Raw genomic sequence first — 16,524 nt, forward strand, 5'->3', positions numbered from 1 at the left:
GCCCAGGTGGCCTGCTGCTCCGCGCCGCCCTGCTGCTCTGCCGCCCCGCGCCGCCCGCTACCTCGGTGCCCCTCAGCTGTCCGGCCTCCCGCCCGTGCCACGGGACCCGGCCCACCCTCCTGTCTCGTCGCCCGCCCGTCAGCCCGTTACCCACCCGTGCCCATCGACACGGACAGTGACATTATGCCCGGGCGCACCCCATCACCTCCGGACGCTTTGCTCTGCTGCCGTCGACGCGACAGCCACGACGAGTAGCTGTCGCGTCGACGGCAGCAGAGCAAAGTCTCCGCGAGGGGTTGGTGGTGGTCGGCGGGGCGTTGCGACAAAATCCCAGCTCAAAGGTTATTTCGCGTGTTCCGTGGGGCGCTGGGCCGGAGGGCGGCGGATAACCGACGGTCACTCTCGGTCATGGAGCCGCTGATGGCGCATGGTGTCCGTCTGTGACCCACCGTCACCCGTCACCCGCCCCGCAGGTGGCGTGCCGCCGGATGCGGGCGCCGCCGTCATGCGGCAGGCCGTTCAGGAATGTCGGGACCGGGGGACCAGCGACGCGGCGGGCCGGCAGCGCCGGTGGCCTGGGGAGCGGGTGGTGCGGACCTACCAGGTGAGGTGCAGCGGCAGGCCGAGGAAGCGGGCATAACCCTCCAGCGCCACCTCCACCCGCTGCCGGGTCGACGCGTCCAGCGGGACCAGCGGCTGCACCGTCACGGTGACCCTGGTCCGGGCGAGGCGGCGCTTCCAGGTGCCCACCACCCGGCCGGCGCGCACCACGGTGGACTGGAAGACGCCGTTGCCGCCGGGGATCACCGCCTTCAGGTGTGCCGGCTCGACCATCAGGGTGCGGTCCTTGAAACCGAGCAGGTACTCGTCGAAGCCGGGCAGCACGTGCACGTCGTCCACCGGCAGCCGGGGCGCGTCCAGCAGCGCCGGGTCGAGGTGCGACTCCACCCCGTCGACCCGGACCGTGGTCAGCGTCCCGGCGTCGGTGGCGACCGCGACGGCCCGTTTCGTGTCGGCGGCGGCCAGCCCCGTCCACCCGGTGAAGTCGCGCCGGGTCGTCGGCCCGTGGCTGCGGAAGTAACGCCCGGCCAGGATGCCCAGCGCCTCGTCCCGCTCGGGCCGGTGCGGGTCGGGGACCCACTCGTCGAGCAGCGCGAAGGTCTGCTCGGTGCCCACGTGCGGGGCGATGCAGGTGACGCCCCGCTGGCTGGCATACCAGAGCAGGTGGTAGCCGCGTTGACCGGAGACGTCGACCCCGGCGGCGGCGAGGGTGTCCAGGCACTGCGCGCGGGTCAACCGGCCGCCGCCGGCCAGCGCCGCGCCGAGCACGTCGGCGGCCCGGTCGGCCTCGGCCTCGGCCAGCCCCAGCACGGCCCGCCGGGCCGGTGCGCCGGCCAGCGCCCGTACGCCGGTGAGGTCGAGCATCCAGCGGGCGTCCCGGCTGGGCACCAGGTGCACGGTGCCGCGCATCGGCCAGGTACGCAGCGCCTCGCGGCGTTCCAGGGCGGCCCGCACGTCGGCCTCGGTGTGGCCGGGCAGTCGCAACCCCAGCGACCACAGGCCGCTCGCCGCGTCCTGCGCCTGCATCGCCCCGAACCACTCCACCACGCCGGCGACCCCCGACGGGCGGCCGGCCGGGTGCTCCCGCAGGGCCAACGCGGTCATCCGCAACGTCAACGCCTCGTCGCCGGTCAGCTCCACCACGCCGGTCAGCATAGGAGCAGGCACCGACACCCGGCGGACACCCCTGACCGCGCTACGCCGGTTGCCGAACCGGCGGAGCGCGGTCCCCCGTGCAGGTCCCCCCGGGTCACCGGTTTCCGCTATCCCCGGCATCCGTGCCCATCAGGATCGTCGCCGGGCCCACCCGTGGGAGCGTTCCCGGCTGGAACTTGCGCAAATCTTGAGCCGCGCCGGTGCCGTCCGGGTGCGACAGCCGACCGGGGGACGCGACGCCCCGCCGCAGGTCAGTCGATTCGGCGGTGCATCACCAGCAGGTCGACCGGGCCGAGGGCGGGGTGGCGGAACCCCTCGGGCACCCGGCCGACCACCGTGAACCCCAGCGACCGCCATAGCGCCACCGCCCGGGTGTTGCTGGCCACCACCGCGTTGAACTGCATCGCCAGGTAGCCGTCCCGCCGGGCCAGCTCCAGCACGTATGCCCCGAGCGCCCGACCGACGCCCCGGCCCGCCGCCGCCGGCGCGACCATGAAACTCGCGTTCGCCACATGGTCGCCCGGACCCTCCTGGTTGGCGACCAGCTTCGCCGTGCCCAGCACCGACGCGTCGTGGTCCACCGCGACCACCGTGCGGCCGGGCGGGGCGACCATCCAGCGCCGGCGGGCGTCGTCCTCACCCACGTCGCGCGGCCAGGTGTACGTCTCGCCGGCCGCCACGATCTCGCGCAGGAACGGCCAGATCGCCGGCCAGTCCCCCGGGGTCGCGGCGCGTAGCTGCATGTCCGGATCATGCCATAGGCGGATGTTTGATCCGGCAAGCACCGGGTAGTCGCGGGAGCTGACCCGAACCGAGGAGGACACAGACGATGGACGGCCAGGTCAAGGTAGCGGTCATCTACTACAGCGCGACCGGGATCACCTACCAGATGGCGCAGGCGGCCTGCGAGGCCGCCGGTGAGGCGGGGGCCGAGGTGCGCCTGCGCAAGGTACGGGAGCTGGCGCCCGACGAGGCGATCCGCTCCAACGCGGGCTGGCAGGCGCACCGCCTGGAGACCCAGGACGTGATGGAGGCCGAGATCGACGACCTGGCCTGGGCCGACGTGGTCATCTTCGGTTCACCCACCCGGTACGGCATGATCGCCGCCCAGCTCAAGCAGTTCATCGACACCACCGGCCCGCTGTGGGCCAACGGCGCGCTGGCCGACAAGGTCTACAGCGGCTTCACCTCCACCGCCACCTCGCACGGCGGCCAGGAGTCGACCCTGCTGTCGCTGTTCACGATCTTCTACCACTGGGGTGGCGTGGTGGTGACCCCCGGCTACACCGACCCGAGCCAGTTCGTCGCCGGCAACCCGTACGGCGCGTCGCACACCAGCAACAACGGCGAGGTCGCCCCGGACCACGTGGCGCTCGCGGCCACCGCGCTGACCGCCAAGCGGGCGGTCCGCATCGGTGCCGCCGTGAAGCGTGGCCTCGCCGGCTGAGTCGCCGGTCCGCACCGGCGGGTGGACGGTGGACCGGACGGGTGGGGGTTCCGTCCGATCACCGTCCACCCGCCGCGCTATCCGCCCACCGGGTCGCCGTGCGCCGCCAGCGCCGGCCGGGTCAGCAGTTGACCCAGCAGCTCGGCCAGCACCGCCAGGCCGTCGCGGCTGAGCACCGACTCCGGGTGGAACTGCACCCCGGCGAAGGTCGCCCCGCGCAGCGCGTGCACCGCCCCGTCGGCCGGGTCCCGGGCCAGCTCCACCGGCCCGTACGGCGACCCGATCCGGTCGGCGTCGGCCCGCGCCGTGAACGTCGAGTAGAAACCCACCCTTCGCGGCACCCCGAACAGCGGAACCTCCCGTTGCAGGCCCTGGTAGGGCGCGGCGCGGCGGTGCAGCGTCAACCCCAGCAGCCCGCTGAGCAACTGGTGGCCCAGGCACACCGCCAGGGTGGGCAGCCCCGCGGCCAACCGCCCGCTCAGCAACCCGCGTAGGGCGGCCATCTTCGGGTCGTCGACCACGCCCGGGTCGCCCGGTCCGGGGCCGACCACCACCAGGTCGTACCCGGTGTCGGGGCCGGGGGCGTGCCAGGGCCGCACGTCCACCGTCAGGCCCAGGGCACGCAACTGGTGGGCGAGCATCCCGGTGAACGTGTCCTCCCCGTCGACCACCAGCGCCCGCCGGCCGGCCGCCCCGGGCAGCGCCGCCGCACCGGGGCCACGCTGGTCGAGCCAGAACCGGGCCAGTGGGGTGTTGCGGGCGGCGAGCACCGCCCGTACCTCGGGATCGTCGGCCCACCGCACCGGCGGGTACGGCCCGTCGGTCGACGCCTGCGGGCCCAGCCCCAGCGCGGCGAGCACCCCGGCGGCCTTGGCGTGCGTCTCGGCGACCTCACCGGCGGCGGTGGAGTGCCGGACCAGGGTCGCCCCGACGGGCACCCGCAGCCGCCCGGTGGGGGATATCTCGGCGGTCCGGATCAGGATGGGCGCGTCCAACGTCTGCCGGCCCTCGGCGTCGCGGCCCAGCAGCGCCAGCACCCCCGAGTAGTAGCGCCGGCCGGTCCGTTCGTGCCGGGCGATCACCCGGCAGGCGTTCTGCATCGGGCTGCCGGTCACCGTGGGGGCGAACATGGTCTCCCGCAGCACCTCCCGGACGTCGCGGGTGCCCCGGCCGGCCAGCAGGTACTCGGTGTGCGCCAGGTGTGCCATCTCCTTGAGGTACGGCCCGACCACCTGCCCGCCGTGCTCGGCCACGCCGGCCATCATCTTCAGTTCCTCGTCGAGGACCATGTACAGCTCCTCGACCTCCTTCGGGTCGTGCAGGAACCGCAGCAGCGCGTCCCGCCCGGCGCCGGCCCCGGTGTGCCGGAAGGTGCCGCTGATCGGGTTCATCATGACCAGCCCGTCGTCGACGCTGACGTGCCGTTCCGGGCTCGCGCCGACCAGCGTCCGGGTGCCGGTGTGCACCAGGAACGTCCAGTACGCGCCCCGCTCGTCGCGCAGCAACCGGCCCAGCGCGGCCAGCGCGGCACCCAACGGGGCACCCTGCACGGTGGCGTGCAGGGTGCGGTGGATGACGAAGTTCGCCCCCGCCCCCCGACCGATCTCCTCGGCCAGCACCCGCTCGACGATCCGGGCGTACCCGTCGTCGTCGACGTCGAAGGCGGCGTCGGCGCAGACCACCGGCCCGGCCGGCAGGGCGGCGAGCAGGTCGGCCACGGGCAGCGTGGCGTGCCCGGTGACGGTCAGGTACTCCAGCGGGACGCCGTCGTCCACGCACGCGAAGCCCCGTTCGGCGATCTGCCGGTACGGCACCAGCGCCAGCGTGCGCGGGCCCGGACCACCCTCGGGCAGCGGCAGGTCGGCCAGCCGCCCGGCGACGTCGACCGGGCCGGTGAACAGGTCCACGTGGTCGACGCCGTCGCGGCGCAGCAGGGCGAACGGGCCCGGGTCGACGCCGTCGGCGACGGCGGCGAGCAGGTCGTAGAGGTGGGTCATCGGGTTTCTCCTCCGGGTCGGGCCGCCTCGTCGTCGGGCGGCCCCGGGTGCCGGGGGAGGACCGTCGGCCGCCTCGTCGGGCGGCCGCGTGGATAGCTACGCGCGGGGGATGGCCGCCGGGTCGGCGGGCCACCAGCAGGTCAGGTGCGCGGGCATACCGACACCCTAGGCCCTGTGTCGAAGTCGGTGCCGGGGTTTGGGCTGTTGGGTGAGGATCTTCGCGTGTTGGTGTTCGAGATGTAGCGAGGTCTCCGGTATCTGGTTCAGCGACCAAGCAGAACCCGAACACCGGAGACCTCGTGGACACCCTAGTGGTGGCGAGGCGGCATGACCTTACCGACGCACAGTGGGTGGCGCTGGAGCCGTTGCTGCCTGCGGGGCGTCGGCCGGGTCGGCCGTCGAGATGGACGAAACGGCAGCTTATTGATGGGATTCGGTGGAGGACACGGGTCGGTGCCCCGTGGCGGGATGTTCCGGAGTGTTACGGGTCCTGGGCTGCGGTGTACGGGCTGTTCCGGCGTTGGCAGCGTGATGGGACCTGGGCGAAGATCCTGACCGTCTTGCAGGCTGTGTCTGATGCGGCCGGTCGGGTGGTCTGGGACGTGTCGGTGGACTCGACGGTCGCCCGAGCGCATCAGCATGCTGCCGGGGCGCGTAAAAGGGGGATCTGCAGGCAGAGCCGCCGGGTGGGGTCGGGGTCGAGCCGACCGATCACGCGCTCGGTCGGTCGCGGGGTGGGCTGACCACGAAGCTGCACCTGGCCTGCGAGCAGGGGCAGAAGCCGTTGTCGATCGTGTTGACAGCCGGGCAGCGTGGGGACAGCCCGCAGTTCACGGCCGTACTCGACGGGATCCGGGTGCCCCGTCTCGGCGCCGGCCGGCCACGGACCCGCCCGGACCGGGTCCTGGCCGATAAGGCCTACACGTCGAAGGCCAACCGCCGCTACCTGCGCCGACGCGGTATCGCCGCGACGATCCCCTCGAAGGCCGACCAAGACGCCAACCGACGCAAGAAAGGCTCCAAGGGCGGCCGACCCCCGGCCTTCGACCCTGAGCGATACAAGCAGCGCCACGCCGTGGAGTGCGGCATCAACCGACTCAAGCGCAACCGAGCCGTAGCGACCCGGTTCGACAAACTCGCCGTCCGCTACGAAGCCACCGTTCACATCGCCGCGATCAACGAGTGGCTATGACCGACTTCGACACAGGGCCTAGGCGGTGCGCCCCCGCCGGGGAAGGGCGTTCCCACCCGTACCGCCGGGTACCGTGACCCGCGATGAACATTCTCGCTCTCGACCTGGGCACCTCCTCGGTCCGTGGCCTGGTGCTCGACGCCGACGCCGATCCGCTGCCGGGAGCGTTGGCCCGTCGCCGGGTGCAGCTGACCGTCGCCGGGGACGGCACGGGCACCCTGGACGCCGCCGGCTACCTCGCCGGCCTCACCGAGTGCCTCGACGAGCTGGCCGCCGCCGGTCACCTGCGCGACGTCGGGTTGGTCGCGGTCTGCGCGCAGTGGCACTCGGTGCTGCCCCTGGACCGCTCCGGTGACCCGCTCGGCCCGGTGCTGACCTGGTTGGACACCCGGGCCACACCGCCGGCGGGGACGTCCGGCCCGGCCGACCCGGAGGGCTTCCACGCGCGTACCGGGGCATGGTGGCACCGCTGCTACTGGTCGGTGCGGCTGCCCTGGCTGCGCGACCGTACGGCCGGGGTGACCCGGTTCGCCGGCCTGGTCGAGTACGTCCTGGGTCACCTGCTCGACGACGCGCCCATGTCGGTGTCCATGGCCTCCGGCACCGGCCTGCTCGACCTGAGCCGGCTGACCTGGGACGATGAGGCCGTCGCGGTGGCCGGGGCGCGGCCGGGTGAGCTGCCTGAGCTGGCCCCGATGGACTGGCAGGGCCGGCTGCGCGCCGGGTACGCCCGCCGGTGGCCGCAGCTGGCCGGGGCGCGCTGGGCCGCCCCGGTCGGCGACGGGGCCGCCTCGAACGTCGGCTCGGGCTGTGTCGACCCGCGCCGGGCGGCGGTCACCGTCGGCACCTCGGCCGCGGTGCGGCTGGTCCAGCGGGTTCCGGCCGGGACGCCGCTGCCACCCCTGCCGGCCTCGCTGTGGCGTTACCGGGTGGACCATGAGCACGTGGTGACCGGGGCGGCCTACTCCAGCGGCGGGAACCTGTTCGCCTGGGCCGACCGGGAGTTGCGGCTGCCGCAGGGGCCCGACCTCGACGCCGCGTTGGCCCGGATCGCGCCGGACGGCGTGCTCCCGACCGACCCCCGCCTCGGCGGGGACCGGCCACCCGGGCTGGCCCCGGCCGGCTCGGGTGAGCTGCGCGGGCTCAGCTTCTCCAGCACCGGGGTGGACATCCTCGCCGGGCTGATGACCGGGCTGTGCCGGCTGGTCGCCGACGACCTCGCCGTGCTGGAGTCCGGGGTCGACGCACCCGTCGAGGTGGTGCTCGGCGGGGGAGCGGTGACCGCCTCCACGTGGTGGCGTACGGCGTTCGCCGCCGCGCTCGCGCCGCGTCCGGTCCGGCACCGCGCCGAGCGGGAGATCGGGGCGACCGGGGCCGCGCTGGTCGCGCTGGGTCGGGTGCCCGACGCGGACCGGCTCGCCGGCACCGGCCGTACGGAGGAGGACCCCTCGCCGGGCCCGGCCCCCGGAGCAGGCGGCTCCGCCGGCCCGGATGCGCCGTCGACCCGTTGACACGGCTGTCTGGCCTGGTTGGATGGACCCGGCCCCCTGTCGTGGGGACGGGAGCCGAGGAGGCGAGACGTGGACGCAGGTCCCGACCCGACACCGAGCGCGGAGTCGCCGGGTCGGAACCGGTTCGACGAGAGGGTCGTGCCGCACCGGCGGCGTTCGCCGTTGCGGCTGCGGGACTGGCGGATGCGTACCAAACTCGCCACCGTCCTGGTCATCCCGTCGGTGGCGTTCCTGGTGCTGGCCGGGGTGCAGACCGCGGCGCTGGTGGGGCGGACCACCGCGCTCAACGACTTCGCCAGGCAGGTCGGCATCGGACAGCAGATCACCACGGCGGTGGACCGGCTCCAGCAGGAACGCGACCGTACGGCCGGTGAGCTGGCCGCGCTGCGCCGGGCGGGCAGCGCCGCCGAGCGGGATGCGGCGCTGGTCGCGCTGCGGCCGCTGCACGCCGCCACCGATACGGCCTTCGGGGCGTTGCGTGAGGCGGCCGGGCCGCTGGCCGACGCCGACGCCGCCTGGCAGGTCGCCTACGCCGAGGCGGTGGAGGCGTACGACCAGGTGGTCTACATCCGCTCGGCGGTGCCGCCTGCGGTGCTGAGCAGCGACACCATCCTGGGTAACTACCATCGGGCGGTGGAGGCGCTGCTCGGCCTGCTCGCCGAGCCGAGCCCCGGGCCGGAGCGTCCGGAGTTGACCGACGCGGTGCTGCGCTACGTGCAGCTGGCCCGGGTCAAGGAGCTGTCCTCGCGGATCCGGGGCCAGTTGTACGCCGCCGGCCGTGCCGGCCGCTACGGCCTGGAGGACCAGGTCAACCTCACCGACCTGCGGGCGCAGCAGCTCGCCGCGCTGGGCGCGTTCCGGGTGGCCGCGACGACCGCGCAGATCCAGGCGTACGACCGGACCTCGCGCACCGGGGCGTTCGTCGACGCCACCCGGCTGGAGGAGAAGAGCATCAGCACCGGGGGCACCGTCCTGCCCGCGGTGCTGCCCGCCGACCAGTGGTGGACGGCCAGCGAGCAGCGGCAGGAACTGCTGCGGCAGCTGGAGGAGCGGGTGCTCGACGACGCGGTGGTCCGGGCCGACGAGGTCAGCGGCGACCAGTTGCGCACCACCCTGCTGGTGCTGGGCGGCATCGTGGTGGTGCTGGCCCTGGCGGTGCTGCTGGCCGTCCTGGTCGGCCGGTCGATCGCGAACTCGATGCAGCGGCTGCGGGACCAGGCGTTGCGGATCGCCCAGGTGGAGCTGCCGCACGCCCTGAAGCGGCTGCGGACCGTCGACGGCGGGGTGCCGACGATCGACGTGCCGCCCGCCGTGGTCCGCTCGCTGGACGAGATCGGCGAGCTGGCCGAGGCGTTCGTGGCGGTGCACCGCAGCGCGGTCAGCGTCGCGGTGGAGCAGGCGGAGACCCGCCGTACGGTCAACGCGATGTTCGTCAACCTGGCCCGGCGCAGCCAGGTGCTGGTGGAGCGGCAACTGGAGCTGCTGGACGACCTGGAACGGGAGGAGGCCGACCCGGACCAGTTGGAGAACCTGTTCAAGCTGGACCACCTGGCCGCCCGGATGCGCCGGAACGACGAGAGCCTGCTGGTGCTCGCCGGCACCGAGTCGACCCGCCGGTGGAACAAGCCGGTGCGGTTGGGTGCGGTGCTGCTCGCGGCCAGCGCCGAGATCGAGCAGTACCAGCGGGTCCGGCACGAGTCGGTGGCCGACCTGTACCTGGTGGGGCACGCCGTCGGGGAGCTGGTGCACCTGGTGGCGGAGCTGCTGGAGAACGCGACCGCCTTCTCCCGGCCGGACACCCTGGTCCGGGTGACCGCGTGGGCCGAGGGCGGTGGGGCTGTGGTGGAGATCGCCGACGCCGGTCTGGGCATGAGCCCGACCGCGTTGGCGCAGGCCAACGCGGTGTTGGCGGAGCCGCCGGTGGCCGACGTGGCGGCGGTCGAGCGGATGGGGCACTTCGTGGTCAGCCACCTGGCCGCCCGGCACGGCGTCGGCGTGCGGCTGGCCGCGCAGGGGCAGGGGCTGGTGGCCCGGCTGACCCTGCCGGCGACCCTGCTCGCCCCGGCACCGGAGCCCGACGGGGCACCGCCGACCGGGTCATCCGGGTCGCGGGTGTCGGCCTCCGTCGCCCCCGCCGGCCTGACGTCGCGTCCCGTGGGGCCGCCGTCGGTTGCGGTCGGGCCGTCCTCGCGTCCGGCCGTGTGGCCCGGTCCCGGCGCGGTGGACCCGGCGGAGCTGCCGGTGGCCGGCCGTCGCCCGGTCCCGTCATCGCCGCCGGAGTTGCCCGCCCGCGCCGAGCAGGTGCGGACACCGGTGCCTGCGGCCGACGGCGGCTGGTGGTCCCGGCAGGGTCCCGCCCCGTCGTCGCCGGCCACGCTGGGCGGGAGCACCCCGCCGCCGCTGGTCCCGGTCACCGGCGGCACCAACGACCGGGGGCTGCCGGTGCGGGTGCCGATGGCCCAGCTGACCTCGGTGACCGAGCCGGCCCGGCCGCCGGCCGCCCGGGTCCGCGAGGACCCGGACCCGGAGGCGGTGGGCGGGATGCTGTCCCGGCTCTACAGCGGGGTGCGCCGGGCCGAGGCCGAGGAGACCACCGAATTGATCCTGCCGCCGGGTGTGCGCAGTGAAGGAGGACGACAGTGATGACACTGAGCCAGGAGGCGCGTGACCTGAACTGGTTGGTCAACGCGTTCGCCGAGCGGGTGCCCGGGGTGGCGCACGCGGTGGTGGTCTCCTCGGACGGGCTGCTGGTGGCGATCTCGGCGCAGTTGCCCCGCGACCACGCGGACAAGCTGGCCGCCGTGACGTCGGGGTTGATGAGCATCACGGCGGGCGCCGCCCGGATGTTCGACGGGGACGTCGTCAAGCAGACGGTGGTCGAGATGGGCCGGGGCTACTTCCTGGTGATGCAGATCCGGGACGGCTCGATCCTGGCCACCCTGGCCGGCGCGGACGCGGACATCGGGGTGGTGGGCTACGAGATGGCCCGGCTGGCCAAGCAGGCCGGCGAGATGCTGACCCCGGCGTTGCGCGCGGAACTCCAGCAGGCGCTGCCCCGCTGACGGTCGGTCGGCTGCCGGGCCGGACCGCCCCCACGCGGTCCGGCCGTGCCGGTGGTGTTCTGGTTCCTGCTCGGCCTACAGGCCGTTGTCCCGGATGACCTGGCGGTACCAGTGGGCACTGCGCTTCGGGATCCGCCGCTGGGTCGGGTAGTCCACGTAGACCAGTCCCCAGCGCTGGTCGTAGCCCTCGGCCCACTCGAAGTTGTCGAGCAGCGACCAGACGTGGTAGCTCTCCAGCGGCACACCGTCGGCGATCGCCCGGTGGGCGGCGGTGAGGTGGTCGCGCAGGAAGGCGATCCGGCCGGCGTCGTCGACGGTGCCGTCCGGGCCGAGGGTGTCCGGGCAGGGCAGGCCGTTCTCGGTGACGGTGATCGGGATCGGCCCGTAGTCGCGGGTGACCCGGGTCAGGGTGTCGTACATGCCCTGCGGGTAGATCTGCTGCCAGTCCGCCTCGCTGGTGGGCCAGCGGGTGACGGTGTTGCCGTTGCCGGTCAGGTAGAGCGGGGTGTAGTACTGCACGGCGAGCAGGTCGATCGGGCTGGCGATGGTCGCCAGGTCGCCGTCGCGGATGCCCTTGGCCATCCGGCTGTCCGGGCCGAGGTCGGCCAGCACGTCGGCCGGGTAGGCGCCGGTGAGGATGGAGTCCAGGTAGAGCCGGTTCTCGTACCCGTCGTGCAGCTTCGCGGCGGCGGCGGCGGCCGGGCTGTCGTCGGCGGGGTAGCACGGGTGCAGGTTGAGCGCCGGGCCGATCCGGGTGTCGTAGCCGGTGGCGCGCAGCGCGCGCACGGCGAGGCCGTGGGCGAGCTGGAGGTGGTGGGCGACCAGGTAGGCGGCGTCGGCGTCCTGCCGGCCGGGGGCGTGGTGGCCCCAGAGGTAGCCGTTCTGCACCACGGTCTTCGGTTCGTTGATGGTCAACCACACCGGCACCTGGTCGCCGATGCCCCGGAAGACCGTGTCGGCGTAGTCGGCGAACCGGTGGGCGGTGTCCCGGTTCTCCCAGCCGCCGTCGTCCTGCAACGCCTGCGGCAGGTCCCAGTGGAACAGGGTGACCATCGGGGCGATGCCGCGTTCGTGCAGGCCGCCGATGATCCGCTTGTAGAAGTCGAGCCCGCGCTGGTTGGGCTTGCCGGTGCCGTCGGCCTGGATGCGGGGCCAGGAGATGGAGAACCGGTAGCTGCGCAGCCCGAGGTCGCGCATCAGGTCCAGGTCGTCGGCCCAGCGGTGGTAGTGGTCGGCGGCCACGTCGCCGGTGTCGCCGTTGCGGGTGCGCCCGGGGGTGTGGCTGAAGGTGTCCCAGACCGATTCGCCCCGGCCGTCCTCCTTGGCGGCGCCTTCGATCTGGTACGCCGAGGTGGCGGCGCCCCAGCCGAAGTCGTGCGGGAAACGCACCCGCTCCGCGGCGGGGTCGGCGGTCGGATCGCCACCCTTCGGCGCGTCGCAGCCGGCGGCGAGGACGCCGGTGGCCGCGGTCAGTCCGGCGCCAGCGGCGGCGGCGGAGAGCCCGGCGCCGGCGGTGGCGGTGGCGGAGAGCGCGGCGCGGCGCAGCAGGCGTCGCCGGGTGAGTATCGACATGGATGTTTCTCCTCAGGGTGCGGGCCACCCCGACGGCCGGGAGCGCTCCCAGCGCGGGCGTGCGACGGCCCGGCCGCCTCGGGAGGCGGACCGCCAGCCTAGAGGGCCGCGCGTGGGCGGCCGGGATGGGGAATGGCGAGTGTGACGGGCGTCGTCAGGGACGGTCGGCCGATCTGCCGAGGGGCAGATAGCGATCGAGGCCGGCCGGGCGGCGCGCACGCCTGACCCGTCGGCCTCTTTTCCCGTCGAGTACGGGGGTTTAGTGTGGGGACGGGGGAGGGCAACCCCCGTCCCCACCTGTGTTGCACACACGCACGCTCGAATTGGCGTCCGGCCGTGCGTGTCGCGCGGGAGCCGGGCCACGCGAGTGGCTCTGGTTCCACCTCCCTCCGTGATGGTGGGTGTTGGCTGGCGACGGTGTCCGGGCTGGCCCGTCGTCAGCCGTTCGGGCTGAACCCCGTGGTCGGGCGACCACGGTTGTGACCTTCACTTGTTGCATCTCCGTCGATGGAAGCGCTCCCATCGGCGATGCTGCGACTGTAACGCCCGTCACGGCTTTGTGAAAGCCCCTAAACGAGATCGAAACATCGACCTGCGTTTCGACAGAGGTAGTTGTTGTGGGAGCGCTTCCATGGCACACTGTCGAATCAACGCAGCGGAGCCAGACACGCGTGAGTGAGTGGGTCGCCGAGGGCATCCGGGTCTCCCGGACGGCACCCGAAGGAACGGCACGACGGCTTGAGTGGCCGTACCCCGTCCCTGCCCCGGCCCACCGGCCGGACCGACCACCATTCCGGCACCTCCGTCCCCCCGCGCACCCCTGTATCAGCGCGTGGAGGTGCCTCCGCCGGGGCCCGCAGCCCCGGCCCGGTCCGAGGAGACACCGCGCACATGAGACTCATGGCAAGACGTCGCCGTACGGCGATGCTCGCCGCCACCGCACTCGCCATCGGCGGGGTGGGCCTGCCGGCCAGCGCGGCCCAGGCCGCGCCGGCCTGCGACGTGGTCTACGCCACCAACGACTGGGGCAGCGGCTTCACCGCGAACGTCACCATCAAGAACCTGGGTGACGCGCTCAGCAGCTGGTCGCTCAAGTGGACCTTCCCGAACAGCAGCCAGCGGGTCACCCAGGGCTGGTCGGCGAAGTGGAGCCAGAGCGGCAGCGAGGTCACCGCCACCAACGAGTCCTACAACGGCAACATCGGGACCGGGGGCTCCACCACCATCGGGTTCAACGGCTCCTACTCGGGCAGCAACCCGAAGCCGACGTCGTTCACCCTCAACGGCACCCCGTGCAACGGCACCCCGGCCAACCAGCCGCCGACGGTCTCCCTCGGCGTGCCCACCGGCCCGTTCACCGCGCCGGCCGACGTGCCGCTGACCGCCACCGCCAGCGACCCGGACGGGACGATCAGCAAGGTCGAGTTCTACCGCAACGGCATGCTGGTCAACACCGACACCTCCGCGCCGTACGCGTACACGCTGACCTCGCTGCCGGCCGGCAGCTACACGGTCCAGGCCAAGGCGTACGACAACGCCAACGGCATCGGCGTGTCGGAGAAGTCGTTCACCGTCAGCCCCGCCACCGGCCCGGCGCTGGTCGCCACGCCCTCCGCGGTGAGCGTCAACGAGGGTGGCAGCAGCACCTTCAACCTCAAGCTCAGCGCCGCGCCCTCGGGCAACGTGCCGGTGACCCTCACCCGTGCCGGTGACACCGACATCACGGTCTCGCCGGCCAGCGTCACGCTGACCCCGAGCAACTGGAGCACCGGGGTCACCGTCACGGTCGCCGCGGCGGAGGACACCGACACCGCCGGTGGCACCGCCACCATCACCGCGGCCGGCACCGGGGTCTCCTCGGTGGTGGTCACCGCCACCGAGATCGACAACGACACCCCCGGTGGCGACAACGCCTACGTGGCGAAGTTCCTCGACCAGTACGGCAAGATCAAGAACTCGGGCTACTTCAGCCCCGAGGGCGTGCCGTACCACTCGATCGAGACGCTGATCGTCGAGGCCCCCGACCACGGCCACGAGACCACCTCCGAGGCGTTCAGCTACTGGCTGTGGCTGGAGGCCTACTACGGCCGGGTGACCCAGAACTGGGCGCCGTTCAACAACGCCTGGACGGTGATGGAGAAGTACATCATCCCGTCGCACGCCGACCAGCCCACCGCGGGCGTCGCCGGCACCCCGCAGTACGCCGCCGAGTACAACCTGCCCAGCCAGTACCCGTCGGCGCTGAACGCCAGCGTCCCGGTCGGCCAGGACCCGCTGCGCTCGGAGCTGCAGTCCACCTACGGCACCGGCGACATCTACGGCATGCACTGGCTGATGGACGTCGACAACACCTACGGCTTCGGCCGCTGCGGTGACGGCACCACCAAGCCGGCGTACATCAACACCTTCCAGCGCGGCACCCAGGAGTCGGTGTGGGAGACCATCCCGCAGCCGTCCTGCGACACCTTCAAGCACGGCGGCCAGTACGGCTACCTCGACCTGTTCGTCAAGGACTCGGGCGCCCCGGCCAAGCAGTGGAAGTACACCAACGCCCCGGACGCCGACGCCCGCGCCGTGCAGGCCGCGTACTGGGCGCTGACCTGGGCCAAGGCGCAGGGCAAGCAGGCCGACGTCGCCGCCACCGTGGCCAAGGCCGCCAAGATGGGCGACTACCTGCGGTACGCGATGTACGACAAGTACTTCAAGAAGATCGGCAACTGCGTCGGGGCCAGCACCTGCCCCGCCGGCACCGGCAAGGACTCGGCGCACTATCTGCTGTCCTGGTACTACGCCTGGGGTGGCGCGTACGACGCCAGCGCGGGCTGGTCCTGGCGGATCGGCTCCAGCCACAGCCACTTCGGTTACCAGAACCCGTTCGCGGCCTGGGCGATGACCAACGTGAACGAGCTCAAGCCGAAGTCCCCGACCGCGGTCGGCGACTGGCAGAAGAGCCTCGACCGGCAGCTGGAGTTCTACACCTGGCTCCAGTCCGCCGAGGGCGGCATCGCCGGTGGCGCCACCAACAGCTGGGACGGTAGCTACGCCCAGCCGCCGGCGGGCACCGCCACCTTCTACGGCATGTACTACGACGTCGACCCGGTCTACAACGACCCGCCGTCGAACCAGTGGTTCGGCATGCAGGTCTGGTCGATGCAGCGCATCGCCGAGCTGTACCTGGAGACCGGCAACACCAAGGCCAAGGCGCTGCTCGACAAGTGGGTGCCGTGGGCGATCGCCAACACCACGCTGGGCACCAACTGGTCGGTCCCGTCCGAGCTCAAGTGGACGGGTCAGCCCGCCAACTGGAACCCGAGCAGCCCGGCGTCCAACACCGGTCTGCACGTGGAGGTCAGCTCCACGGGCCAGGACGTCGGCGTCACCGGCTCCCTCGCCCGTACCCTGATCGCCTACGCGGCCAAGTCCGGCAACACGCAGGCCAAGACCACCGGCAAGGGTCTGCTGGACGCGCTCTCGGCGGCCAGCGACAGCAAGGGTGTGTCGACGACCGAGACCCGCGGTGACTACAAGCGGTTCGACGACGTCTACAACGCCGCCGACGGCCAGGGCCTCTACGTGCCGCCGGGCTGGACCGGGAAGATGCCCAACGGTGACACCATCGCCGCCGGCAAGAGCTTCCTGGACATCCGGTCGTTCTACAAGAACGACCCGGACTGGCCGAAGGTCGACGCGTACCTCAAGGGCGGCCCCGAGCCGACCTTCAACTACCACCGGTTCTGGGCCCAGTCCGACATCGCCATGGCGTACGCGGACTACGGGATGCTCTTCCCGAACGGGTGAGTTGACCCCACCGGGTGGGTGGCGCGGCGCCACCCACCCGGAGGCCGACCGGGCCCGGGGGAGCGGACAGCCCGGTCGGTGGGCGGCCTGATTCCCACGGTCAGGCCGGGGGTGGGTCGACCGTCCGGCCGACGCAGCGGAGCGGCCGGCCCACCCCACCATCCCGCTTCCCCGCCGTGGCGGGAAAGCGGCGAAAAAAGAGCGCGCGTGGGATAACGCGACGCCCTGT

10 protein-coding genes are annotated in these 16,524 nt (G+C 72.9%); 6 read left to right on the forward strand and 4 right to left on the reverse strand.

The window, feature by feature from the left end; translation table 11 throughout:
• Positions 1–597: 597 nt before the first annotated feature.
• On the reverse strand, positions 598–1,716 hold the full coding sequence (locus tag ACWCHM_RS06510; protein ID WP_372445992.1) for a winged helix DNA-binding domain-containing protein: 1,119 nt from the start codon (positions 1,714–1,716) through the stop codon (positions 598–600).
• Between the two features lie 251 nt (positions 1,717–1,967).
• Entirely contained in the window at positions 1,968–2,459 is a 492-nt protein-coding gene (locus ACWCHM_RS06515) for a GNAT family N-acetyltransferase (protein WP_281895960.1), read from the reverse strand.
• Between the two features lie 86 nt (positions 2,460–2,545).
• On the opposite strand from ACWCHM_RS06515, the gene wrbA reads away from it, so the two are divergent.
• Positions 2,546–3,163, forward strand: a complete 618-nt coding sequence (wrbA, locus tag ACWCHM_RS06520) for an NAD(P)H:quinone oxidoreductase (RefSeq protein ID WP_204959058.1) — start codon at positions 2,546–2,548, stop codon at positions 3,161–3,163.
• 77 nt (positions 3,164–3,240) lie between these two features.
• Here wrbA and ACWCHM_RS06525 read toward each other — a convergent pair whose 3' ends face one another.
• Positions 3,241–5,160 carry an anthranilate synthase family protein gene (locus ACWCHM_RS06525; RefSeq protein ID WP_454221738.1) on the reverse strand — a complete coding sequence of 640 codons (1,920 nt, stop codon included), beginning with the start codon at positions 5,158–5,160 and terminating at the stop codon, positions 3,241–3,243.
• 299 nt (positions 5,161–5,459) lie between these two features.
• Here ACWCHM_RS06525 and ACWCHM_RS06530 point away from each other — a divergent pair.
• The 4 genes from ACWCHM_RS06530 to ACWCHM_RS06545 all read left to right on the forward strand — a co-directional run bounded on the left by ACWCHM_RS06530 (position 5,460) and on the right by ACWCHM_RS06545 (position 10,925).
• A protein-coding gene (locus ACWCHM_RS06530; protein WP_454218939.1) for an IS5 family transposase occupies positions 5,460–6,352 on the forward strand; the annotation gives its coding sequence in 2 pieces (ribosomal slippage) (positions 5,460–5,840 and positions 5,843–6,352; 891 coding nt in all).
• An 83-nt stretch (positions 6,353–6,435) separates the two neighbouring features.
• Positions 6,436–7,863: an FGGY family carbohydrate kinase gene (locus tag ACWCHM_RS06535; RefSeq protein ID WP_454221739.1), complete on the forward strand. Its 1,428-nt coding sequence runs from the start codon at positions 6,436–6,438 to the stop codon at positions 7,861–7,863.
• 69 nt (positions 7,864–7,932) lie between these two features.
• Complete coding sequence (locus ACWCHM_RS06540) at positions 7,933–10,506, forward strand: sensor histidine kinase (RefSeq protein ID WP_454221740.1); 2,574 nt, start codon at positions 7,933–7,935, stop codon at positions 10,504–10,506.
• Complete coding sequence (locus ACWCHM_RS06545) at positions 10,506–10,925, forward strand: roadblock/LC7 domain-containing protein (RefSeq protein ID WP_255553967.1); 420 nt, start codon at positions 10,506–10,508, stop codon at positions 10,923–10,925. Before ACWCHM_RS06540 ends, ACWCHM_RS06545 begins: the two co-directional genes overlap by 1 nt.
• Positions 10,926–11,000: 75 nt before the next feature.
• On the opposite strand, the gene ACWCHM_RS06550 is transcribed toward ACWCHM_RS06545, so the two are convergent.
• Positions 11,001–12,497 (reverse strand): GH1 family beta-glucosidase, encoded by a 1,497-nt coding sequence (locus ACWCHM_RS06550; protein WP_281895971.1) that lies wholly within the window; start codon positions 12,495–12,497, stop codon positions 11,001–11,003.
• An 891-nt stretch (positions 12,498–13,388) separates the two neighbouring features.
• Here ACWCHM_RS06550 and ACWCHM_RS06555 point away from each other — a divergent pair.
• Entirely contained in the window at positions 13,389–16,295 is a 2,907-nt protein-coding gene (locus tag ACWCHM_RS06555) for a glycoside hydrolase family 48 protein (protein ID WP_204959055.1), read from the forward strand.
• The last annotated feature ends 229 nt before the right edge of the window (positions 16,296–16,524 follow it).

The organism is Micromonospora sp. SCSIO 07396 (genome assembly GCF_053667945.1).

Excerpts from the sequence above, each read along its gene's own strand:
- ACWCHM_RS06545 (WP_255553967.1), top strand. The coding sequence starts at position 10,506 with ATGACACTGAGCCAGGAGGCGCGTGACCTGAACTGGTTGGTCAACGCG.
- ACWCHM_RS06515 (WP_281895960.1), bottom strand. The coding sequence starts at position 2,459 with ATGCAGCTACGCGCCGCGACCCCGGGGGACTGGCCGGCGATCTGGCCG.
- ACWCHM_RS06550 (WP_281895971.1), bottom strand. The coding sequence starts at position 12,497 with ATGTCGATACTCACCCGGCGACGCCTGCTGCGCCGCGCCGCGCTCTCC.
- ACWCHM_RS06555 (WP_204959055.1), top strand. The coding sequence starts at position 13,389 with ATGAGACTCATGGCAAGACGTCGCCGTACGGCGATGCTCGCCGCCACC.
- ACWCHM_RS06510 (WP_372445992.1), bottom strand. The coding sequence starts at position 1,716 with ATGCTGACCGGCGTGGTGGAGCTGACCGGCGACGAGGCGTTGACGTTG.
- wrbA (WP_204959058.1), top strand. The coding sequence starts at position 2,546 with ATGGACGGCCAGGTCAAGGTAGCGGTCATCTACTACAGCGCGACCGGG.
- ACWCHM_RS06525 (WP_454221738.1), bottom strand. The coding sequence starts at position 5,160 with ATGACCCACCTCTACGACCTGCTCGCCGCCGTCGCCGACGGCGTCGAC.
- ACWCHM_RS06535 (WP_454221739.1), top strand. The coding sequence starts at position 6,436 with ATGAACATTCTCGCTCTCGACCTGGGCACCTCCTCGGTCCGTGGCCTG.